Genomic DNA, 20,574 nt, shown 5'->3' with positions numbered 1-20,574 from the left:
CCTGTCCCTTAAAGATCAGATGATGCGCCCCGGGCCTACCTCAGCATCGGCCAAAGCGTCGCCGCCAGCAGCACGCCCATGGCGATGTTGAACCATTTCAGCCGCACCGGGTCCGACAGGAAACCGCGCAGTGCGGTGCCGAACCCAGCCCACACCGAGACGCTCGGCAAATTGACGATGGTGAAAGCCACGGCGATCAACACCACCGACAGGAACGGGTGCTCGGCATTGGTATAGACGGCCATGGCGGTGATCGCCATCACCCACGCCTTGGGATTGACCCACTGGAATGCGGCTGCCTCGATGAAGCGCATGGGCCGCGCTTTCGTCTCGCCCTTGCCGGTCAGCGTGCGCGACATGGCGATCTTCCAGGCGAGGTACAAAAGATAGGCGCCGCCGGCGATCTTGAGCGCGGTATGCAGCGCCGGAAACGCCGTCAACACAGCGCCGAGGCCAAGACCGACGGCAAGCAGCAGCACGAGGAAACCCATGCTGATGCCCAGCATGTGCGGAACGGTTCTGACGAGGCCGAAATTCACGCCCGATGCCAGAAGCATGAGATTGTTTGGCCCCGGCGTGATCGACGTCACGAAGGCGTAGACAAGCAGGGCAAGGAATGCGTCGAGCGACATGGATATCTTCCCTGACAAGTCAGCATCTTGTCTCTTCTCGGCGACCCCGCAAAGGCTACGGACGGCCTCACCATGGAAACTGGCTGACGCGTTCGACGCCAGCCCCGCCGAAGTCCTACATCGCCTGCGGGCCGCGGTTCAACGCTGCCACGCCGGTGCGGCAGATTTCGACCAGGCCGAGCGGTTTCATGATGGCGATGAACTGGTCGATCTTGGAGCCTTTGCCGGTGATCTCGAAGATGAAATGCTCGGTGTTGGCGTCGATGACGCTGGCGCGGAACGCATCGGCCAGCCGCAACGCCTCGACGCGGGCCTCGCCGGTGCCCGCGACTTTGACCAGCGCCAGTTCGCGCTCCAGCGGCCGCTCCTGGCCGGATTCATGCGAACGCACGGTCAGGTCGACGACGCGGTGAACCGGCACGATGCGCTCGAGCTGGTGCTTGATCTGCTCCAGCACATGCGGCGTGCCGCGCGTCACGATGGTGATGCGCGACAGGTGTTTTTCATGCTCGGTCTCGGAGACGGTCAGGCTCTCGATGTTGTAGCCACGCCCGGAAAACAGGCCGATGACCCTGGCAAGCACGCCCGGCTCGTTGTCGACCAGCACGGAAAGCGTGTGGTTTTCCGGCTTTTCCGTCTCCTTGGCGATGAAATAGGCGGAGCCGGTCGGTTGTAGCTGTGCGTTCATGACATGAATCTCGTTTTTCAAGCTCTTGAGCTAATTCTCTGTTTGCGCGGGGCTTTCTCGCGACAGCCCTGCCTTGGTTCTGCCGGCTACACCAGTTCCCTGCCCTTGGCGTCGATGGCATTGGCCACCGCCTCGTCGGTCGCCTCGTCGGGCAACAGCATCTCATTGTGCGCCTTGCCCGACGGAATCATCGGGAAGCAGTTGGCGAGCGTCGCCACGCGGCAGTCGAACAGCACCGGCTTCCTGACCAAGATCATCTCCTTGATCGCGTCGTCCAGCTCGTCCGGCTTCTCGCAGCGAATGCCGTGGCCGCCATAGGCCTCGGCCAGCTTGACGAAGTCCGGCATCGCCTCGGTGTAGGAATGCGACAGCCGGTTGCCGTGCAGCAACTGCTGCCACTGCCGCACCATGCCCATATACTGGTTGTTCAAGATAAAGATCTTGATCGGCGCGTCGTGCTGCACGGCCGCGCTCATCTCCTGCATCGTCATCTGCACGGAGGCGTCGCCGGCAATGTCGATTACCAGCGCGCCTGGATGCGCGATCTGCACGCCGAGTGCCGCCGGCAGGCCGTAGCCCATCGTGCCCAGCCCGCCCGATGTCATCCAGCGGTTCGGCTTCTCGAAATGATAGTGCTGCGCCGCCCACATCTGGTGCTGGCCGACCTCGGTGGTGATGTAGGTGTCCATGCCCTTGGTCAGTTCGTAGAGCCGCTCGATGGCGTATTGCGGCATGATCACGTCGTTGTTCATCTTGTAGGCGAGCGAGTCGCGCGCACGCCATTTGGCGATCTGCTCCCACCAGGGGTAGAGCGCCTTCTTGTCGGCTTTGGCGCTTGCCCGCCACAGCCGCACCATATCCTCCAGCACCCGGCCGACATCGCCGATGATCGGCACCTCGGTATGGACGTTCTTGTTGATAGACGACGGATCGATGTCGATATGGATCTTCTTCGAGTTCGGCGAGAACGCGGTCAGCCGCCCGGTGATGCGATCGTCGAAGCGCGCGCCGATGCAGATCATCACGTCGCAATCATGCATGGCCATGTTGGCTTCATAGGTGCCGTGCATGCCGAGCATGCCCATCCAGTTCTTGCCCGATGCCGGATAGGCGCCGAGGCCCATCAGCGTCGAGGTGATCGGGAACCCGGTGAGATCGACCAGTTCGCGCAGCAGGTGACTTGCTTCCGGGCCGGAATTGATGACGCCGCCGCCGCTATAGATGATCGGCTTCTTGGCGCCGGCCATCAGTTCGACCGCCGCCTTGATCTTTTCCAGGTCGCCCTGGACTTTGGGCTGGTAGCTGGTGCGCGGCGCGATCTGCGGCGGGACGTAGAACCCCCTGGCGAACTGCACATCCTTCGGGATGTCGACGACGACCGGGCCGGGACGGCCGGTGGTCGCGACATGAAAAGCCTCGTGGATGGTCGCGGCGAGTTCGTTGACGTCCTTCACCAGCCAGTTGTGCTTGGTGCAGGGGCGCGTGATGCCGACCGTATCGCATTCCTGAAAAGCGTCCGAGCCGATCAGCGAGGTCGGCACCTGCCCGGTCAGGCAGACCAGCGGGATCGAATCCATCAACGCGTCCTGCAGCGGTGTCACCGCATTGGTGGCGCCGGGGCCGGAGGTCACCAGCATGACGCCGGCCTTGCCGGTCGAGCGCGCATAGCCTTCCGCCGCATGGCCGGCGCCCTGCTCGTGGCGCACCAGAATGTGCTCGACCTCGTCCTGCTGGAAGATCTCGTCATAGATCGGAAGGACAGCGCCGCCGGGATAGCCGAAGACATGCTTGACGCCATTGTCCTTCAGCGCCTGCACCACCATTTCGGCACCTGTCATCTCGCGCCGCTCGTTCTGTCCGTTGCTCATCGGTCTGGTCCCGTACTGTCGCCATTGGGCGTTTGCTGGTCGTTTAGTCGTGTTTCAGGCAATAAAAAAGGCCCCCGAGGGAGCCTGTGTCTTGCGCATGGGGGGTTTTCGCCCGGCGGTTACACCGCCTTGCCCACGCGCTTTCCTACGAGAATGAGTGCCGTTTTCATGGTGGCGGACACTAAGGGCGGGCAAGGCAGCCTGTCAACGGGAAAAATCGCGCCGGCGCGCACAGCGTGCCGGCACGATCGAGGTGGTCAGCCCGGCGCCTTGCAGCGGGAAACGCGTGGATCGCATCTGGACGCCTTCCTGGCCTCCATCTTCGCTGGCGGATGGTGGGGTGCCACCCTTGCCGGGCCATGGTGCTGGGGCATGTGCATTGCCAACGCTTGATGATGCGGCTTTTGTTGCCCGCCACCGAGTGCTGGACGCTGCCCCGAAACCGGCTTGGGCGAAACCGGTTTGGGCGAACCCCGTTTGGGCGACGATTTGACAACGATGCGTCCGTCGCCCGCGGTCCTGTCGGCATGCAGCTTGAGCGCATCGGCCTTCGCGCCGTTGCCGGCGGCCATCCGCTTGCGCACGGCGTCGCCAGGCTTCACGACGGCCGGATTGCTGGCAGCCACCGCGCCGCGGGAAATGGCCTTGCCGCCGGTCAGCGTCTTGACGCCATGACCCGCCACGGTTTGCCCATTTCCATTGGCCGCCCTGGCGGCGGGCGTTCCATTGCCGGCCAGCCTCTTGATCTCGGCGCCCCTGGAAGCATCGAGCCGTGCACTGGCAAACACCCCTTTGCGCGGTGGAACCACTCTTGCTGCCTTGATCGATTCGATGACGGGCTTCGGGAACTGCTGCAGCCGGGGTCCGGCATTGATCGCAACGACCTGGTTGCCGAGCCGCACATGCGGCGCATTGTTGACCACGACGGTCTGGTTGATGATCGTCGTGTTGCGCGCGATGACGACGTTCTCAGTGGCAGGCCGTACCACTCTGACCAGATCGACCGCGCCGATCGCCGCCACCGGCACGAAACACCACCAGGCGTCGTCGAAGGCGACGTCGACATCGGGGGGTGCCGGCGCCCAGCCGACATCGTTGCCACCCTGGCGCCAGACCACCCAGGCCGGCGCCCATTGATCGCCGGCGATCCACACCCAGCCGAAATCGGGATCATAGGCCCAGCGGCCATAGTGATAGACGACATCGCCGAATGGCTCGGTGGACTGCCAGTACCAGCCATCGTCGGTCCAGACCCACCTGCCTTCGGTGTAGGGTCGCCATTCGGTACGGACCGAGGGAACCCAGACATCGCCGAAGCGGCTGGAGGTTCGCCATCCGCCATAGTTCGAAAGCCTTTCGCGGACGGTAACGGCAATTTCCGCCGCATGCGCCTGCGTTCCGGGCAGCACCAGCGGGCCGGTCAGGGTCGCGCTCAAGGCCATGACCGCGGCCATTGCCGCTGCGCGTCCACGCCGGCCAAGGGAGCGACATGAAGACGCTTGGATAAAAGGTACGATGATCATAACGGGCTCCAGAGTTCCGCATCCAGAAAATCCCGGGAACCGTCCTGTTGCCCGCCACCGCTTCCCGGCTTCTCACCGATCGGTTGTCATCGGCCTCGGTGACCGCATTGCGGCATTTGACCATCAATTTTGCGCGACCGGCGCGGCATTCACAAATGGAACGTTCGTTTCCGGCGCCCGAGCGATTCCGAAACTGTCCGGCGATCTCACTTATAGGATAGACCATTGAAATCGCTGGAAACTATGGTGGGGCGTGACGAGGGCCGCCATCTCTGACGATACTTGATCGTCCGGCGGCGAGCCCGGCGGAGCCACCACCATGACGATCTGGATTTCACGGGAGGAAACCTGATGCTCGACAAGCCCTCTAGCAAGAACACGGCCCCTAGCAAGAAACTGTCCGACCTGCTCGATCGATTCGGCGCCGCGCTTGCCGCCAATGACATCGAGAAAGCGGTCGATTGCTTTCAAGAGGATTGCTACTGGCGCGACCTCGTCACCTTCACCTGGAACATCAAGACCATGGAAGGCCGCGACCAGGTCCGCGACATGCTGAAAAGCCAATTGTCGAAGACCAGGCCGTCACACTTCGCCATCGCCAAGGGCGAGGACGCGACGGAGAGCGACGGGTTGATCGAAGGCTGGATCAGCTTCGAGACGGAGGTGGCACGCGGCTTCGGCCATGTCAGGCTGAAGGACGGCAAGATCTGGACGCTGCTGACCACCATGGCCGAACTGAAAGGCCACGAGGAGCCGGCAGGCTTTGCGCGGCCGATGGGCGCCAGGCACGGCTCGGGCAAGAACCGTCCGACATGGAAAGAAGAACGCGAGAGGGAAACCGCCGAGCTCGGCTTCAAGACGCAGCCCTATACGGTGATCATCGGTGGTGGCCAGGGCGGTATCGCGCTCGGCGCGCGGCTGCGGCAGCTTGGCGTGCCGACCATCATCATCGAGAAGAACGAGCGGGCCGGCGACAGCTGGCGCAAGCGCTACAAGTCGCTCTGCCTGCATGACCCGGTCTGGTACGACCATCTGCCCTATATCGATTTCCCGAAGAACTGGCCGGTTTTCTCGCCCAAGGACAAGATCGGCGACTGGCTGGAAATGTATACCAAGGTGATGGAGCTGAATTACTGGTCCTCGACCGAGGCCAAAAGCGCTTCCTATGACGACAAGAAAAAGGAATGGACCGTTGTCGTCCACCGCGACGGCAAGGACATCACGCTGAAGCCCAAGCAGTTGGTGCTGGCAACCGGACAGTCCGGCAAGGCCAATCTGCCGAAATTCAAGGGCATGGAGACCTTCAAGGGCGACCAGCACCACTCGTCGAAGCATCCGGGTCCCGACGCCTATGCCGGCAAAAAGGCCGTTGTCATCGGATCCAACAATTCCGCCCATGACATCGCAGCGGCACTTTGGGAAGCCGGCGCGGACGTCACCATGGTGCAGCGCTCGAGTACCCATATCTCCAGGTCCGACACGTTGATGGAAATCGGACTGGGTTCGCTCTATTCGGAGCAGGCGCTGCAGAATGGCATCACCACCGCCAAGGCCGATCTCATCTTCGCTTCGCTGCCCTACAAAATCCTGCACGAGTTCCAGATCCCGGCCTATGCCGAAATGAAGAAACGCGACGCGACATTCTACAAGGGGCTGGAGAAGGCCGGTTTCATGCTCGACTGGGGCGACGACGAATCCGGCCTGTTCATGAAGTACCTCAGGCGCGGCTCCGGCTATTACATCGATGTTGGCGCCTCGCAGCTGATCATCAATGGTTCGATCAAGCTGAAGAGCGGCGTCGACGTCGAAGAGATCAAGCAGCACTCGGTTCTGCTCAGCGACGGGTCGGAATTGCCTGCGGACCTCATCGTCTACGCCACCGGTTACGGCTCGATGAACGGCTGGGCCGCCGATCTGATATCCCGTGAAACCGCCGACAACGTTGGCAAATGCTGGGGCCTCGGCTCGAACACCACCAAGGACCCCGGCCCGTGGGAAGGCGAGTTGCGCAACATGTGGAAGCCGACGCAACAGGAGGCGCTATGGTTCCACGGCGGCAATCTGCACCAGTCACGCCACTATTCGCAGTTCCTGTCGCTGCAATTGAAGGCGCGGCATGAAGGCATCGCGACGCCGGTCTACGGCCTGCAGCAGGTGCACCACAAGGGGTAGGCGAGCGCCATTCCGGTGAAGCCGGAAGAAAGGAGGCACGGCTTGCACCCTGCCTCCTTCCCTGGGGAATTTACGCCGGCTTGCCCGCCGCGAACTGCGTCACCACCCGCTGCAGCAGCGGCACGTAATCGCGAAATGTCCGTGTCTTCATGTTGGCGATCTTGCCGCTCTCGTCCCAGATGCGGACCCGGACCGCTTCCTCATGGAAGGGGTTCTTGCGGAACTCGGCGACCTCCTCGGCATTCATCGGCCCGCCCTGCAGCGACAGCGTGTGCACCGAGGCCTGCGAAAGCCTGCCGAAATAGGTCGGGTCGGTGGCGCAGAGATAGCGCTTGGCGGCGACATGCAGCCTGACGCATTCGACGATGACAGGTGGAAAGAACGGCGCCAGCACCTCGCCGCCGGCCTCGTCATGATGCTTGTCCTCGACATCCTCGGGCGAATAGGTGCCGAACTCGCTGGTGTAATGGCCGATGTCGTGCAGCAGCGCCGCCGCCACCAGTTCGTCCGGCGCGCCGTCCTTTTCAGCGAACCAGGCACCCTGCAGCATGTGCTCCGACATGGTGACGGGTTCGCCGAGATAGGATTCGGCGCCCCGGCGCTCGAAGATGTCGGCGATGAACTCGACGATGGTGTCCGCGTTCAAATCCTGGCCGCTCATTCCGCGGCCTCCTTGAACCCGTGCTCGATTGCCGCGAGCGTCGACAGCAGACCGTCCTTGTCTGCGTAGCAACCCTGCAGCCAGCGCTTACCGGTACCGGAAAACGCCTTGCGGGCATGCATGACGCGGGTGTTGTCGACGATGAACGCTTGCCCCGCTTCGAGCTTGAACGTCACCTCGAAGGATGGATCCTCGATCAGTTCCGCAAACCGGCGATAGGCGGCGTAGTACGCTTCCATATCGCTGAACGGCACGTCGACCGTCGGCGCCAGCGAGCGGTTGTTGAAGCGGATGCAAATCAGCTCGCCATCGGGCCCGAGCTCGATCATCGGCCGCTTCGCCTGCAGCCGCACGCCGGAAGAGCCGGCATACTCGAAGCGCGCCGGGCATGAGCTCAGCAGCCGGAAGCCTTCCGGGTTCTCAGCCTGCAGCGCAGCCGCGACTGCAAACCCATCGACGACACTGGACTCGCCGCCCTCAACCGTATTCTCGATGCAGGACAGGATCTGCAGCGTCGGCACAGGGTCGCGATAGGGATTGTCGGTGTGCGCCTGGAGGCCGAGATTCGTGTAGGCGAGATTGTTCGGATTGACCTCGGCGCGCACTTCGAACCAGCGCCCGTAATTGGTTTCCCTGATGTAGCCGAAAAGATCGGACACTTTGCACAGTGCCCCGGATTCGGTCGGCAGATCGTCCATCACCGCGAAGCCACAGGTTTTCACCGCCGACAGCCATTGCCCCAGCACAGCGCGATCGCGGCTGGCCGCAACATAGCCGGCGCGCGGCACCGAATTCTGCATCGAGGCCTTGGTCCATCGCACGGTGGCCTCGCCTGTCCAGCCGGGCTGGCGGCCTGCGTCACGATCATAGGCATTGGCGCTCAGCCATGCCGCGGGAAAGCTGACCGTCTTCTGCTCGGGCACGAAGCTGACTTCCAGGGCGCCGCCTTTGATCGACGCGGCGCCGATCCTGGTGTCGGCGGGAATGTCGAGAATGGTGATGAGCCGTTGACCATTGCCGGCGCTGCGCGTCTTGTCGTCCAGCGCATTGTCGCGCAGCCACATGGCGTGAAAACGGCTGCGCGACCCGTCCTGCCAGCCAAGGTCGATTGTTCTGCCTTCGTCGCCGATCCGCGCCTGGGTGAGCATGGAGATCCGTTCCTGTCCATTGCGTCCCCCGCAGCCTGATCCGCAGGGTTTCGATTGCATGTTGATCGCGCGACAGACATAACTCAAATTATCATTTTTTAGCCAATGACCGCAGAATACTAATGGCTCGTACAAATACACCGGTGCCGCCTCTGGACTGGCTGCGCAGTTTCGAGGCGGCGGCGCGGCTGTCGAATTTCACCGCGGCGGCAGCCGAGCTCGGCCTTACCCAGGCCGCCGTCAGCCAGCACATCCGGCTTCTCGAGGAATGGCTGAAGACGCGCCTGTTTTCGCGGCTGGCGCGCGGCGTCGCGCTGTCGCCAGAGGGTGCGGCTTACCTGCCCCACATCCAGTCGGCCTTCGCCACCATCGGCAACAGCACCGCGGAACTGTTCGAGCCGCGCGCCATCCAGACCGTCTCGATCCGCGCGCCAATCTCCTTTGCCTTGCTGATGCTCGCCCCGGCGCTGCCCGATCTGGCGAAGGCGCTGCCGCGCATCCAGCTCGATCTGGTGACGATCCATCGCCCTGCTGACTACGACCTGCCGGGCTCGGTGCTCGACATCCGTTTTGGCAACGGATCCTTTCCCGGCCGTGAAGCCGACAGGCTGACCGCAGAGCGGCTCGTGCCGGTGGCGGCGCCAGTGCTCGCCGGCAACCCCGACTGGACCTCCCTGCCGCTGCTTCTGGTCGCCGGCGCGCGCGAAATGTGGGCGGAATGGTTCGCCGCCGCTGGACTGGCTGGCCATCCCAGACGATCGCACCGCTTCGACAGTTTCGTCACCGCCATGGAGGCGGCGAGCGCCGGCGCCGGCGTGCTTTTGGGCTCGCGGCCGCTGGTCGATGCGGCGCTCGACAGCAAGACGCTGGTCAGGCTTTCCGACTATGAACTTTCCAGCACATCGGGGCATTTCCTGACCAAGGCGTCGACAGCACGCCTGACCGGTGCCGAACAGGATTTTCGCCAGTGGCTGCTGTCACGCCTCTCCGCGCCGGCATGACCGGTTACGAGATTGGCCCGATCCGCTTCCAGTAAATCAGCGTGCCGGTCAGCCCGCCATGCGGCTTCAGGGCATAGTCCGGTATCTCACCGGCCAGCGTGAAGCCCAGCCGCTCATAGAGGCCTGAGGCGCCCTCCTCGGTCGCCGTGTCCAGAACCAGCAGCGTGCGGCCCCTCTCGATGGCAAGGCTCTCGGCGGCCCGCATCAGGCGCGTTCCCACACCCCTGCCCCGGTAATCGACTGATGTCATCAGCTTGGCGATCTCGGCCCGGTGCGGCTGGTTGGGCGGACAATCGAGCAGCAAGGTCACGGTGCCGACCAGGTTTTTGCCATCCCAGGCGCCAAGCACCGATCTTTCGCCCCTTGCCGCCGCGGCCAGCGATTTTTCCCAGAACGTCCTTGCCGCCTGCGGCGCCAACGGATGCATGAAGCTGACCGAACCGCCGGCCGCCACCGTTGCGACCAGCAATTCGGCCAGCATGTCCTGCGTCTCGGCAGCCGGGTTCAGGGTTGCGATCTCGATCGAGTTCATGTGCAGGATATCCTGTGATTGAGATAGAAGCGGGCGCATTGCTGTCAGTCCAGATGGCGCGCGCGGCGTCGCTTTCGCGCCGCCTTGATGGCGCTGATGCGGTCGGCGTCTTCGTGCCCGAGATGCCGCCCGCGCTCGAGGATCTCGAGCGTGTACTCCTCATAGGTCAGGCCAAGCCGCTCGGCTCTGTCCATGCGCAGCAGCATCACCTCGTGGCTCGGCGCCTTCCACGCCTTGGCGTACGCTGCCTGCCAGGCAAGAAAGATGTAGGGATCGCCCTTGCCCCATGGCGGGCCGTTGTACTCATCGAGAGGCGGCCCCCCATTATGGGAGCGCTTTGGTCTTCTTGCCATTGTGTCAGCCCCTGACCAGCGCGACGAGATAGTCGGCGCCGGGCTCCAGGGCATGGAAGGTGCAGTCCGACGGCGCCCCAAGCGCCAGGCAGTCGCCTGATACAAGCTTGTGCACTGTCTCACCTTCGATGAATTCGAGCCGCCCGGAGATCAGCCATATCTGCTGCTTGATGAAGGCGTATGAAGCGGCCGGAAAACTGACCTTGGCGCCCGCCGGCAGATGCACCTTGATCAGTTCCAGCGGCATATCGCCAGCCGGCGAAAGATGCCGCCTGACATAGCCGGTGTCGGGATCGCGCCACACCGGCTGGTCGGCTTCGCGCAACAGCCCGCCGCCCTGCAATTCCGCGCGCGCGATCAAGGTCGACAGCGTCATGCCGAAGGCCGACGCGATGCGCACCAGAAGCGCCGCCGTCGGGCTGGTCTTGCCCCGCTCGATCGTGCTGAGCATCGCCTTCGAGACGCCGGAACGCTCCGCGAGTTCGGCCAGGGACCAGTCGCGCACGATCCTTTCGGCGTGTATCCTGCGGCCGATCGTCGAGGAAATGTCGTTCGCTATATCATCCATATGTCTATTATAGCGAAAAATAGACGCCGGAGAAGAGCCGCCTTGCGACAATTTCCACGAGCCCCTTAATGCTCTCTACACCATCCGACCTCATCGGGCCTTAACCCCATTCGGGTAGCATCGATGCTCCAGGGGAAATGGGGATTGGCCTGTCCATGTATGTCGAACGCGAAGCCTCCGTTGGAGAACCGACATCGCAGGAGCGCCGCGACGCAGAGCAGAACGACAAGCGCATCCTCGGCAATGTCGTGCAATGCGATGGCGCGCGCGCCACCATCAGCGCCTACGCGAACGACGCCGACGGCGCGGTGACCGGCCTGTGGACGGTCGGCAAGATGATTTCCATCAATCTCGGATCGACGCGAACCGTCGGCCTGGTCTACGCAATCGGCAAGTCGGACCGCGCGTGGAGCAATGAGGGCCAGAACGCCATCGAGGTCAGCATCGAGCTGATCGGCGAAGTCCGTGACGGAGCAGAGCCCGGCGCCAAACCGGTCTTCGACCGCGGCATCACCACCTATCCGCATATCGGCGCCGTTGCGCATCGCATCCGCACCCGCGACCTGCAGGCGGTCTATGACCTCGCGGGGCGTCATTCGATCACGATCGGCACGCTCGCGCAGGACGAGACGATCGCCGCCAACATCGCCATCGACGATACGCTGGCGCGTCACTTCGCCATTGTCGGCACCACCGGCGTCGGCAAATCCACCGCCGTCTCGCTGCTGCTACGCAAGTCGATCGCGGCACGGCCGGATCTGCGCATCCTGATCCTCGACCCGCACAACGAGTTCGCTGCATCGCTGCCCGAATACTGCGTCAGGGTCGATTCCAAAACCCTGGATCTTCCGTTCTGGATGTTCACGCTGGAGGAATTCGCCGAGGTGCTGTTCCGGGGCCGCGAGACCGAGCCGGAAGAAATCGACGCCTTGCGCGACCTCATTCCGGCCGCCAAGAATCTCTACCGCAACCCGAATTCGGGCTCCTATATCAGGCGCGGCAGCGATGCGCTGACCGCCGATACGCCGGTGCCTTACCGCATCGCCGACCTGCTCAAGCAGATCGATGAGCGCATGGGCATGCTCGAAAGCAAGACCGATCGCCCGACGCTCAAATCGCTGAAGACGCGCATCGAATCGGCGGCGGCCGATCCACGTTATCGCTTCATGTTCAACTCGCGCCTGATCGAGGACACCATCCACGAGACGATCGGCAACATCTTCCGCGTGCCGCATCATGGCCGCCCGGTAACCTGCTTCGAGATGGCCGGCATGCCGTCGGAAGTGGTCAATTCGGTCTGCTCGGTGCTGGCGCGCCTGGCCTTCGACCTCGCTCTGTGGAGCGAGGGCAAGCTGCAGCTTCTGTTTTTGTGCGAAGAAGCGCACCGCTATATGCCGGCCGACCCGCGCCTCGGCTTCGCGCCGACAAGGCACGCGCTGTCGCGCATCGCCAAGGAAGGCCGCAAATATGGCTGCTATCTCGGCGTCGTCACCCAGCGCCCTGGCGAGCTCGACCCGACCATCCTGTCGCAATGCTCGACTTTTTTCGCCATGCGGCTTGCCAATGAGCAGGACCAGGCGATCATCCGCTCGGCGATTGCCGATTCTTCCGCCTCGACGCTTGCCTTCCTGTCCTCCATGGGCCAGCGCGAAGCCATCGCCTTCGGCGAAGGCGTGGCGACGACCATGCGGCTGAAGTTCGAAAAACTGCCGAGCCACCTGCTTCCTGGCACCGCCAAGCGCGAAGAGGCCGCCTCGTCGAAAGCCGGCGACGATGTCGATCTGGTGGCGATCGTGGAACGACTGCGCAACGTGCCTAAATCAACGCAGCAGGCGATGGCCTTCGCCGAGGTCGTCGATTCAGGCCGCCAGGCCGGCGATCCCGACTACCGCAAGCCACCCGCCGCGCGCGCGCCATCGGACGACGATTTCGACATGCGCTACGGCCTCAAGCCCGCAACCTTCGGCCTGCGCCCGCAAAACGATTGAGTTTGGGCGTCACGCACATCGGCGGATGGGTCTGAGCACCCAAGTCAGGGCTTCCGATATCCATGGGTAAATCCCGTCAGGGAATTCGTCAGGCTGAGTCGGGTGGTGCTGTTTTCGAGAACCGAAGCGGAGCGGACATTTGAGGCCGTAGGCATCGGAAGCGCAGAAAACGGCGCCAGACGATCAGCCTCACGACTTCAGTGATGGGATTTCAGGCGCAGACGCGGTTGCGGCCTTGCCTCTTCGCTTCGTAAAGCTGGCGGTCGGCGCGGCGATAGAACTCTTCCGCTGTTTCCTTGCGGTCCCAGACGGCGAGCCCGACGCTGGTGGTGATCTTGAGGCGGACATTGCCTGACAGCACCGACATGTTGGCGATCGCCTTGCGGATGCGCTCGGCAAACTTGCCCAGAAGCTCGGCGTCCATATTGGGCGTGACCACGGCGAACTCCTCGCCGCCCAATCGCGCCACCACATCGTGGTAGCGCGTCATGTCCTTGAGACAGTTCGCGACGGCCTTGAGCACTTCGTCGCCGACGTCATGGCCGTGGGTGTCGTTGACCTGCTTGAAATGGTCGAGATCGAGGATCATCAGACCGACGGGCTTTTCGATGCGCCGGAACTCCTCGAGATACTCCTTCAGCGCATCATCGAAATAGCGCCGGTTCTGCATGCCGGTCAGGCCGTCGGTCAGCGCCGCATGCTCGAGTGTTTCCGAGCGCGCGCTGAGCGAGACCGTCATGGCGCGCAGCTTGCCTTCCTCCGTCGCCTGTTTGCGGATCAGCGGATAGATGAAGAAAATGCCGAAGAACAGCGCGGTGGCCAGGAGCACGCCGGTCGCGAACAAGAGCTTGTTGAGATAGATGACCTTGTCCAGACCCGAAGCCGTATGCAACTCGTCGGCGAAGGACTGCAGAAGTCCGTAAGCATGCAGCGTCACCAGGCCGGCGGCCAGGATCACGAATATAAAGACGAAAAATGCTGATTCCGCCTTGTGGAAACGCATCTGCTCCCCGTTGGAAAAGTGCCCACTGATCTTATGGCATGGGCGGGCTTACGGAGGGTTAATTTGGACAACCACAACGGGAACCTTTCCTTGCAGGTAAACTTTTCAGGTTGCATCGGAAGCAAGCGCTGAGATCGTGGTTTCCAGATCATCACCGGGGCGCAACCTCAGCCATTCCGGCCCCAATTGATGCCTGAACCAGGTGGTTTGCCGCTTGGAATATTGCCTGGTCGCGATCTTGGCGCGTTCGATTGCCTCGGGAAAGCCAATCTCTCCGGCCATCGCTGCCTGCAGTTCGCGAACGCCGATCGCTTTCATCGCCGGCAATTCGGGATCGAGACCAAGTGCTGCAAGCCGCTTGACCTCGTCCAGCGCGCCCTTGTCCAGCATCTGGTCGAAGCGTTTGTCGATGCGAGTGACCAACGCCGCCCGATCCGGATCGATCACCAGGAAACGCGCGCTTTCCCTGTCGATGAGCGGCTGGCCGCGTTCCGCCTGCCATTCCAGGATCGAACGGCCAGACGCATCGAGAACCTCCAATGCCCGCACGATGCGCTGGCTGTCGGTTGGCTTGAGCATCATGGCGGCCGCCGAATCCTCGCGCAGCAGCAAGCTGTGCAGCTTGACGGCGCCCTGCTCCTTCAACTCATAGCGCCAGCGGTCGCGGACCCGCTGCGGAATGTCGGGCATTTCCGAAATGCCCTCGGCCAGCGCGCGGAAGTAGAGCCCGGTACCGCCGACGAAAATCACTGCCCGTTCGAAGAATGTGCCGTCCTCGATCAGCTTCATCACGTCGCGCAGCCAGGCTCCGGTGGAATAGGGTGTCGCCGGGTGGACATGGCCGTAGAGGAAATGCGGTGCGCGGGCGAGGTCGGCCGCCTCCGGCCGGGCGGTCAGCACGTCGAGCCCCGAATAGCCCTGCATGGAATCGGTGTTGACGATCACGCCACCCCTGCGCTCGGCCAGATCGAGCGCAAGCGCCGACTTGCCGCTGGCGGTCGGCCCGGCTATCAGGATCGCGTTCTTCACGCGGCCCTCGCCCGCCTGCCCGCCGGAATGTTTCATGCCGCTCATCGCCACGCTTGTTTCCCGTCCCACTGAGCGCGCTTTGTCGCTGTCGCTTGCGAATATGGCCTCACGGTCGGTCGGCGCAAGCGCTGTTGTCTGGCTGGCCGAAGGTATTGCCTGCGATCTCGTCCTGCCTGAGGCAGCCGACGACGCCGTCACGAGTGCCGTCTTGCGCACGGCACTTGCCAGCGAGGCGGTCGACGTGATCGTCCAAGAGGCAGAAACCCGCCGCAAGAAAATCCTGATCGCCGACATGGATTCGACCATGATCGACCAGGAATGTATCGACGAGCTGGCCGATGAGATCGGCGTCAAGGATCATGTTGCGGCCATCACCGCGCGATCCATGAATGGTGAGATCGCCTTCGAACCGGCTTTGCGTGAACGGGTGGCGTTGCTCAAGGGCCTCGACGCCGCCGTGGTCGATCGCATCGTCGCCAATCGCCTGACGCTGGCCGCGGGCGGCCGTGTTCTGGTCCGGACCATGCGCGCCAACGGCGCCTGGACGGCACTCGTGTCTGGCGGGTTCGAGGTCTTCACGACGCGCATCGCCGCCATGCTCGGCTTCCAGGAGAACCGCGCCAATCGCCTGCTCGAGCAGGACGGCCGCTTCATCGGGCTGGTCGGCGAACCGATCCTCGGCCGCGCCGCCAAGGCGGACGCGCTGATCGAAATTTCAGCGCGCCTCGGCCTGACGCCCGCCGACGCCATCGCCGTCGGCGACGGCGCCAATGATCTCGACATGATCCGCCTGGCCGGTACCGGTGTCGCGCTCCACGCCAAGCCGACGGTGGCGGCACAGGCCAAGGTCCGCATCGATCATGGCGACCTGACCGCGCTGCTTTATGTGCAAGGCTACAGGCAGGAGGAGTTTGTGCAATGAAACCAATGCGTACCGAGCGCCTGATCCTGCGCAACTGGGAAGATCGCGACCGCGACCTGTTCCACCGCATCAACTCCGACGACCGGGTGATGGAGTTCTTTCCGTTCCGCCGTGGCCGCGCCGAGGCGGATGCCAAGATGGATCAGTTCCGCGCCGCCATCGATCGCGACGGCATTGGCTTTGCGGCCGCAGAAATCGCCGCATCGGGGGAATGTATCGGTTTTGTCGGTATAACCGGAACCGATCACATGGACTTCCTGCCAGCCAGCATGATCGAGATCGGCTGGCGATTGGCGCCTGAATTCTGGGGCAGAGGTTACGTCACCGAGGCGGCTCAGGCATGGCTTGCCTACGGCTTCGAAACCCTCGGCCTTGACGAAATCGTCTCCTTCGCCGTCGCGGACAACCGCCGCTCCACCGCCGTCATGGAGCGCCTCGGCATGAGAGCCGATCCACCGGCCGACTTCGATCATCCCGGCATTCCCGACAGCCACCCCGCGCTCAAGCGCCATGTGTTCTACCGGCTCTCCCGCGCCGATTGGGAACAAGGAGAAAGGGCGGCTTGCTAGCCGCCCTTTCCATTCAAGATGAGGATTTCGCCGGATCTTCCGGATCTCAGTCCATTCGGATCGTCACGAACCTGAGCTCGCCGGTCTTCGAGGCCAGCATCAAGAGCGCATTCTTGCGCCCCTGTTCCTTCAAGGCGCCGATCCGGTCCATGACATCCTTGGGGGTAGAAACCGATTCCTGTGCGATCTCGGTGATCACCTCGCCTGGCTGGATGCCGCGCTCGGCGGCGGCAGAGTCCTTGGTGACATCGGTGATGACGACGCCCGAAACATCGGCGGCAATGCTGAACTTCTTGCGCGTCTCGTCGTTCAGTTCACCGACCGTCATGCCAAGCACCGAAGCAGTGGAAACGGCTGGAGCCTTGTCACCCTTGTCCTGGTCGGTGTTGCTGCCCTCCTCGCCGCTGGCGAGTTTTTCGCCGTCCTCGAGCCGGCCGAGCGTTACTTTCACGGTCTGCTCGACACCCTTGCGCACGATGAGCACATCGACCGCCTTGCCAACCGGGCTTTCGGCGACGACGCGCGGCAGATCGCGCATCTCATGGATATCCTTGCCGTCGAACTTGATGACGACGTCGCCCGCCTGGATGGTGCCATTGTCGACCGGGCCGCCCTTGATCACGCCGGCGACCAGCGCGCCCTTGGCGGTCGCCATGCCGAGGCTTTCGGCGATGTCGTCGGTCACCGGCTGGATGCGCACGCCCAGCCAGCCGCGCCGCGTCTCGCCGAACTGGCGCAACTGGTCGACGACGCCGGACGCGAGCTGCGAGGGGATGGAGAAGCCGATGCCGATCGAACCGCCGGAAGGCGAAATGATCGCCGTGTTGATGCCGATGACTTCGCCGGCGCTGTTGAACAGCGGTCCGCCGGAATTGCCACGGTTGATCGCGGCATCGGTCTGGATGAAGTCATCATAGGGGCCGGAATTGATGTCGCGGTTGCGGGCAGAGACGATGCCGACCGTCACCGTGCCGCCGAGGCCGAACGGATTGCCGATCGCCATCACCCAGTCGCCGACGCGCATCTTGGTGGAATCGCCGAACTTCACCGCCGTCAGCTTGTGGCCTTTCGGATCGACCTTGAGCACGGCGACATCGGTCTTGGTGTCGGTGCCGACCAGCGTCGCCTTCAAGGTGACACCATCGGAGAAATTGACCTCGATGTCGTCGGCATCGGCAATGACATGGTTGTTGGTGACGACGATGCCTTGCTCGGCATCGATGACGAAGCCGGAGCCCAGCGACTGCACCTTCTGCGAGCCGTTGTCCTTGTCGCCGCCGCGGTTCTTGAAGAAATCGTCGAAGAAATCCTGGAAGGGCGAACCCTCGGGCAATTGCGGCATCGGCACCGCGCCCGGGCCTTCGGTACCCTTGACCGTCTGCGAAGTCGATATGTTGACCACCGCGCCGAGCAGGCCTTGCGCCAGATCGGCGACCGAAGCGGGCCCATCGGCGGCAAATGTCGGCGTCACGAAGGACGGGACAGCGACGGCGCTGACAAGAAGTGCCGCCGCGCCAGCGATGAATGTCCGCCGAGCCGCGCACAGAATTGTATTGGATGTCATCGAGAAGCCTCCCGGTATCCTTGAAAAGAAAAGCGCTTCGACGAAAACGCCGCGTCACGCCATGTTGGCAAAAAATACGGCACGTTTGCGGCTATGACTATCGGCAGAGGATAAATCATCGCAGCCGTCATGCGCCTCGTACCAGCCAGACGATGCCGACGCCGATCACGATCGCCGCCAGCCCGGCGATCCGCAGCGCGTTCTCGGGCAGCGACAGCACTTCGGTGGCAAGTTTTCTGGCCAGGCCGGGAAAACCGCCATAGACCAGACCCTCTATGACAAGGACCAGGCCCATGGCGGCAAGAAAATCCTGCACCGGCCGCTACTGGCCGGTGCTGGGCTGTGCCGGCGCGGCGGGTGCCGTCGCCGGAGCGTTTGGCGCAGGCGAAGCCGGCTTTGCCGGCCCCTCGCCGCCGTCGGGATTGCGGAAGAAACGGAAGAACTCCGAGTTCGGCGAAAGCACCATCGTCGTTCCGGTGTTGTCCAGCGCCGTGCCATAGGCGTTCATCGACCGGTAGAAGTCGAAGAAGGCCGGATCGCGCTGATAGGCTCCCGCGAAGGTGGCGCTGCGCTGGGCTTCGCCCTCGCCGCGCAGGATTTCCGACTCTTTTTGCGCTTCGGCGACAATCTCGACCACTTCGCGATCGGCGCGGGCCGTGATGCGCTGTGCCGCTTCATTGCCGCGCGCCCTCAGCCGGGCAGCCTCCGCCAGGCGTTCCGCCTTCATGCGGTCGAAGGTCTGCTGCGAGACTTCGGCCGTGAGATCGGTGCGGCGAATGCGGACATCCTCGATCTGCAGGCCGAGCGATGTGGCATCGGGCCTGAGCTGGTCGCGGACTTCGCGCATCATCACGCCGCGCTCTTCGGAGAGTGCTGCCTCGAAATCACGCAGACCATAGACACGGCGCAAGGCAGCGTCGAGACGCGTCCTGAGCCGGGCCTCGGCCAATTCGATCTGACCGGACACGGCGGAGCGGAAGACCCGCGGATCCGAGATGCGGTAGGCGATGAAGGCATCGACCTCATAGAACTTGCCGCCCGAGACCTGGACGCGGATGTTGTCGAGGTCGAAGCGCAGCACCCGGTTCTCGATCAGTTGCACCGTATCGGCGTCGAAGAACGAGAACGGCGCCTTGAAGTAGATGCCGGGTTCGCTCTTGACGTCGACGATCTCGCCGAACCTGAGCACCAGCGCCTGCTGACGCGCATTGACCACGAAGACCGACGAATAGAGCAGGAACAGGATAACCGCTGCTGCGACGACGATGATGGGAAGACGGTTGGCCATCACTGGTTACCTCCCGTAACGCCACTGGGCGCAGCGGGTGCCGGCGCTTTCGGCTGCAATGCCGGCAGCGGCAGATAGGGAACGACCCCTTGCCCGTTGCCCTGCTCGACGATGACCTTGCTCGAATCCTTCAGAACCTTCTCCATGGTTTCCAGGTAGAGGCGCTTGCGCGTTACATCGGGCGCCTTGGCATATTCGTCATAGACCGAGATGAAGCGCTGCGCCTCACCCTCGGCTTCCTGCACGACCCGGTTCTTGTAGGCGGCCGCGTCTTCGCGGATCTGTGCGGCCTCGCCGCGCGCCTGCCCGAGCTTCTGGTTGGAGTACTGGTTGGCCTGCTCGACGAACTTGTCCTCGTCCTGCTCGGCGCGCTGCACTTCGTCGAACGCATCGGCCACTTCACGTGGCGGTGCCGCATCCTCGATCGAGACGGCGTTGACGTTGAGACCGGCCTTGTAGCCGTCCAGCGTCGTCTGGATGATTTCACGCACCGAGGCGGCAATGCCCTGGCGGTCGTCGCGGAAGATGTCCTGCGCCGGCCGGCGGCCGACGGCTTCACGCATGGCGCTTTCGGCAACCTGCCGCAGCATGCCGTCGGGATCGGACACATCGAAGAGATACGCGCTCGGGTCGGAGACCTGATAGGCCACCGAGAACTGGACGTTGACGATGTTCTGGTCGCCGGTAAGCATCAGCCCGGACGTGTTGCCACTTGTCGCGCCGCCGCCGCCGATATCGACGAGCTGCTCGGAAATCTTGGCCGTCTCGACGGTTTCGAGCGGCCACCAATGGAAATGCAGGCCAGGCTGCGACAGTTCGGTCTTCGGCTTGCCGAAGCGCAGTTCGACCGCGACCTCGTCGGGCTGCACGGTATAAACCGCCTTGAACGCCCACAGCACCACAAGTGCAGCCGCGATCAGCGCGAAGATGGCCGGGCTCGCGCCGCCGCCACCCGGAAGAGCGCGCCGCAGCCGGTCCTGGCCGCGGCGGATAATGTCTTCGAGATCGGGAGGCGAGCCTTGTGGCCCGCTCGGTCCCTTTGGTCCCTGCCCGCAGGGCCCCTGA

The 20,574-nt window shown here is 63.3% G+C and carries 20 protein-coding genes; 5 read left to right on the top strand and 15 right to left on the bottom strand.

Features of this window, described 5'->3' with window-relative positions; translation table 11 throughout:
• Positions 1 to 35: 35 nt before the first annotated feature.
• The 4 genes from EOA19_RS31215 to EOA19_RS31200 form a co-directional block, all read right to left on the bottom strand.
• Complete coding sequence (locus EOA19_RS31215; RefSeq protein WP_128305790.1) at positions 36 to 632, bottom strand: LysE family translocator; 597 nt, start codon at positions 630 to 632, stop codon at positions 36 to 38.
• Between the two features lie 115 nt (positions 633 to 747).
• Positions 748 to 1,320: an acetolactate synthase small subunit gene (gene ilvN, locus EOA19_RS31210; protein ID WP_023757090.1), complete on the bottom strand. Its 573-nt coding sequence runs from the start codon at positions 1,318 to 1,320 to the stop codon at positions 748 to 750.
• Between the two features lie 86 nt (positions 1,321 to 1,406).
• On the bottom strand, positions 1,407 to 3,188 hold the full coding sequence (locus EOA19_RS31205; protein WP_128305789.1) for an acetolactate synthase 3 large subunit: 1,782 nt from the start codon (positions 3,186 to 3,188) through the stop codon (positions 1,407 to 1,409).
• Between the two features lie 257 nt (positions 3,189 to 3,445).
• A complete protein-coding gene (locus EOA19_RS31200; RefSeq protein ID WP_128305788.1) occupies positions 3,446 to 4,642 on the bottom strand; it encodes a DUF6600 domain-containing protein in 1,197 nt (398 codons plus the stop codon).
• Between the two features lie 420 nt (positions 4,643 to 5,062).
• Here EOA19_RS31200 and EOA19_RS31195 point away from each other — a divergent pair, with 420 nt between their 5' ends.
• Positions 5,063 to 6,883 (top strand): NAD(P)/FAD-dependent oxidoreductase, encoded by a 1,821-nt coding sequence (locus tag EOA19_RS31195; RefSeq protein ID WP_128305787.1) that lies wholly within the window; start codon positions 5,063 to 5,065, stop codon positions 6,881 to 6,883.
• A gap of 70 nt (positions 6,884 to 6,953) precedes the next feature.
• Here EOA19_RS31195 and EOA19_RS31190 read toward each other — a convergent pair whose 3' ends face one another.
• Together EOA19_RS31190 and EOA19_RS31185 are read right to left on the bottom strand one after the other, a co-directional pair.
• Positions 6,954 to 7,544, bottom strand: coding sequence for an HD domain-containing protein (locus EOA19_RS31190; protein ID WP_128305786.1), 591 nt, complete (start codon positions 7,542 to 7,544; stop codon positions 6,954 to 6,956).
• The gene (locus EOA19_RS31185) at positions 7,541 to 8,692 is read right to left on the bottom strand and encodes a gamma-butyrobetaine dioxygenase (RefSeq protein WP_023813060.1); all 1,152 of its coding nucleotides are present in this window, start codon (positions 8,690 to 8,692) and stop codon (positions 7,541 to 7,543) included. The genes EOA19_RS31190 and EOA19_RS31185 overlap by 4 nt, the downstream gene beginning before the upstream one ends.
• 122 nt (positions 8,693 to 8,814) lie before the next feature.
• Between EOA19_RS31185 and EOA19_RS31180 the strand changes: the two genes are divergently transcribed.
• Positions 8,815 to 9,693 carry a LysR family transcriptional regulator gene (locus tag EOA19_RS31180; RefSeq protein ID WP_023813061.1) on the top strand — a complete coding sequence of 293 codons (879 nt, stop codon included), beginning with the start codon at positions 8,815 to 8,817 and terminating at the stop codon, positions 9,691 to 9,693.
• 4 nt (positions 9,694 to 9,697) lie between these two features.
• Here EOA19_RS31180 and EOA19_RS31175 read toward each other — a convergent pair whose 3' ends face one another.
• Genes EOA19_RS31175 through EOA19_RS31165 form a run of 3 tightly spaced genes read right to left on the bottom strand, consistent with a single transcriptional unit; the run spans position 9,698 to position 11,146 of the window.
• Positions 9,698 to 10,225, bottom strand: coding sequence for an N-acetyltransferase (locus EOA19_RS31175; protein WP_128305785.1), 528 nt, complete (start codon positions 10,223 to 10,225; stop codon positions 9,698 to 9,700).
• 44 nt (positions 10,226 to 10,269) lie between these two features.
• Entirely contained in the window at positions 10,270 to 10,578 is a 309-nt protein-coding gene (locus EOA19_RS31170; protein WP_128305784.1) for a hypothetical protein, read from the bottom strand.
• A gap of 4 nt (positions 10,579 to 10,582) precedes the next feature.
• Positions 10,583 to 11,146, bottom strand: a complete 564-nt coding sequence (locus tag EOA19_RS31165) for an XRE family transcriptional regulator (protein ID WP_023813064.1) — start codon at positions 11,144 to 11,146, stop codon at positions 10,583 to 10,585.
• Between the two features lie 155 nt (positions 11,147 to 11,301).
• Between EOA19_RS31165 and EOA19_RS31160 the strand changes: the two genes are divergently transcribed.
• On the top strand, positions 11,302 to 13,134 hold the full coding sequence (locus EOA19_RS31160; RefSeq protein WP_023813065.1) for an ATP-binding protein: 1,833 nt from the start codon (positions 11,302 to 11,304) through the stop codon (positions 13,132 to 13,134).
• Positions 13,135 to 13,345: 211 nt separating this feature from the next.
• Here the strand turns inward: EOA19_RS31160 and EOA19_RS31155 are convergent, their stop codons facing one another.
• On the bottom strand, positions 13,346 to 14,137 hold the full coding sequence (locus tag EOA19_RS31155; RefSeq protein WP_128305783.1) for a GGDEF domain-containing protein: 792 nt from the start codon (positions 14,135 to 14,137) through the stop codon (positions 13,346 to 13,348).
• Between the two features lie 105 nt (positions 14,138 to 14,242).
• On the bottom strand, positions 14,243 to 15,211 hold the full coding sequence (gene miaA, locus EOA19_RS31150; protein WP_128305782.1) for a tRNA (adenosine(37)-N6)-dimethylallyltransferase MiaA: 969 nt from the start codon (positions 15,209 to 15,211) through the stop codon (positions 14,243 to 14,245).
• Here miaA and serB point away from each other — a divergent pair.
• Positions 15,201 to 16,088, top strand: coding sequence for a phosphoserine phosphatase SerB (serB, locus tag EOA19_RS31145; RefSeq protein WP_128305781.1), 888 nt, complete (start codon positions 15,201 to 15,203; stop codon positions 16,086 to 16,088). The genes miaA and serB overlap by 11 nt on opposite strands.
• On the top strand, positions 16,085 to 16,657 hold the full coding sequence (locus EOA19_RS31140; protein ID WP_128305780.1) for a GNAT family N-acetyltransferase: 573 nt from the start codon (positions 16,085 to 16,087) through the stop codon (positions 16,655 to 16,657). Before serB ends, EOA19_RS31140 begins: the two co-directional genes overlap by 4 nt.
• Before the next feature lie 46 nt (positions 16,658 to 16,703).
• Here the strand turns inward: EOA19_RS31140 and EOA19_RS31135 are convergent, their stop codons facing one another.
• From EOA19_RS31135 to hflK, 4 genes are all read right to left on the bottom strand, one after another.
• Positions 16,704 to 18,221, bottom strand: a complete 1,518-nt coding sequence (locus tag EOA19_RS31135; RefSeq protein WP_128305779.1) for a DegQ family serine endoprotease — start codon at positions 18,219 to 18,221, stop codon at positions 16,704 to 16,706.
• A gap of 127 nt (positions 18,222 to 18,348) precedes the next feature.
• Positions 18,349 to 18,537: a DUF2065 domain-containing protein gene (locus tag EOA19_RS31130; protein ID WP_023813072.1), complete on the bottom strand. Its 189-nt coding sequence runs from the start codon at positions 18,535 to 18,537 to the stop codon at positions 18,349 to 18,351.
• A gap of 6 nt (positions 18,538 to 18,543) precedes the next feature.
• Positions 18,544 to 19,509, bottom strand: coding sequence for a protease modulator HflC (locus EOA19_RS31125; RefSeq protein WP_128305778.1), 966 nt, complete (start codon positions 19,507 to 19,509; stop codon positions 18,544 to 18,546).
• The coding region (hflK, locus tag EOA19_RS31120; RefSeq protein WP_128305777.1) for an FtsH protease activity modulator HflK at positions 19,509 to 20,574 on the bottom strand (1,066 nt) is incomplete at its 5' end. The genes hflK and EOA19_RS31125, both read right to left, overlap by 1 nt.

This window comes from Mesorhizobium sp. M7A.F.Ca.US.010.02.1.1 (genome assembly GCF_004023085.1).
Taxonomy (GTDB): domain Bacteria; phylum Pseudomonadota; class Alphaproteobacteria; order Rhizobiales; family Rhizobiaceae; genus Mesorhizobium.
The sequence above is the reverse complement of the archived record's forward strand: the minus strand, read 5'-3'. Positions and strand labels throughout refer to the sequence as shown.

What these genes read in the sequence shown, in the direction of transcription:
- ilvN (WP_023757090.1), bottom strand. Translation starts at nt 1,320, where the DNA reads ATGAACGCACAGCTACAACCGACCGGCTCCGCCTATTTCATCGCCAAG.
- EOA19_RS31180 (WP_023813061.1), top strand. Translation starts at nt 8,815, where the DNA reads ATGGCTCGTACAAATACACCGGTGCCGCCTCTGGACTGGCTGCGCAGT.
- EOA19_RS31195 (WP_128305787.1), top strand. Translation starts at nt 5,063, where the DNA reads ATGCTCGACAAGCCCTCTAGCAAGAACACGGCCCCTAGCAAGAAACTG.
- EOA19_RS31185 (WP_023813060.1), bottom strand. Translation starts at nt 8,692, where the DNA reads ATGCTCACCCAGGCGCGGATCGGCGACGAAGGCAGAACAATCGACCTT.
- EOA19_RS31155 (WP_128305783.1), bottom strand. Translation starts at nt 14,137, where the DNA reads ATGCGTTTCCACAAGGCGGAATCAGCATTTTTCGTCTTTATATTCGTG.
- EOA19_RS31215 (WP_128305790.1), bottom strand. Translation starts at nt 632, where the DNA reads ATGTCGCTCGACGCATTCCTTGCCCTGCTTGTCTACGCCTTCGTGACG.
- EOA19_RS31125 (WP_128305778.1), bottom strand. Translation starts at nt 19,509, where the DNA reads ATGGCCAACCGTCTTCCCATCATCGTCGTCGCAGCAGCGGTTATCCTG.
- EOA19_RS31140 (WP_128305780.1), top strand. Translation starts at nt 16,085, where the DNA reads ATGAAACCAATGCGTACCGAGCGCCTGATCCTGCGCAACTGGGAAGAT.
- EOA19_RS31170 (WP_128305784.1), bottom strand. Translation starts at nt 10,578, where the DNA reads ATGGCAAGAAGACCAAAGCGCTCCCATAATGGGGGGCCGCCTCTCGAT.
- EOA19_RS31205 (WP_128305789.1), bottom strand. Translation starts at nt 3,188, where the DNA reads ATGAGCAACGGACAGAACGAGCGGCGCGAGATGACAGGTGCCGAAATG.
- EOA19_RS31135 (WP_128305779.1), bottom strand. Translation starts at nt 18,221, where the DNA reads ATGACATCCAATACAATTCTGTGCGCGGCTCGGCGGACATTCATCGCT.
- EOA19_RS31190 (WP_128305786.1), bottom strand. Translation starts at nt 7,544, where the DNA reads ATGAGCGGCCAGGATTTGAACGCGGACACCATCGTCGAGTTCATCGCC.
- miaA (WP_128305782.1), bottom strand. Translation starts at nt 15,211, where the DNA reads ATGAGCGGCATGAAACATTCCGGCGGGCAGGCGGGCGAGGGCCGCGTG.
- EOA19_RS31165 (WP_023813064.1), bottom strand. Translation starts at nt 11,146, where the DNA reads ATGGATGATATAGCGAACGACATTTCCTCGACGATCGGCCGCAGGATA.
- serB (WP_128305781.1), top strand. Translation starts at nt 15,201, where the DNA reads ATGCCGCTCATCGCCACGCTTGTTTCCCGTCCCACTGAGCGCGCTTTG.
- EOA19_RS31175 (WP_128305785.1), bottom strand. Translation starts at nt 10,225, where the DNA reads ATGAACTCGATCGAGATCGCAACCCTGAACCCGGCTGCCGAGACGCAG.
- EOA19_RS31160 (WP_023813065.1), top strand. Translation starts at nt 11,302, where the DNA reads ATGTATGTCGAACGCGAAGCCTCCGTTGGAGAACCGACATCGCAGGAG.
- EOA19_RS31200 (WP_128305788.1), bottom strand. Translation starts at nt 4,642, where the DNA reads ATGGCCGCGGTCATGGCCTTGAGCGCGACCCTGACCGGCCCGCTGGTG.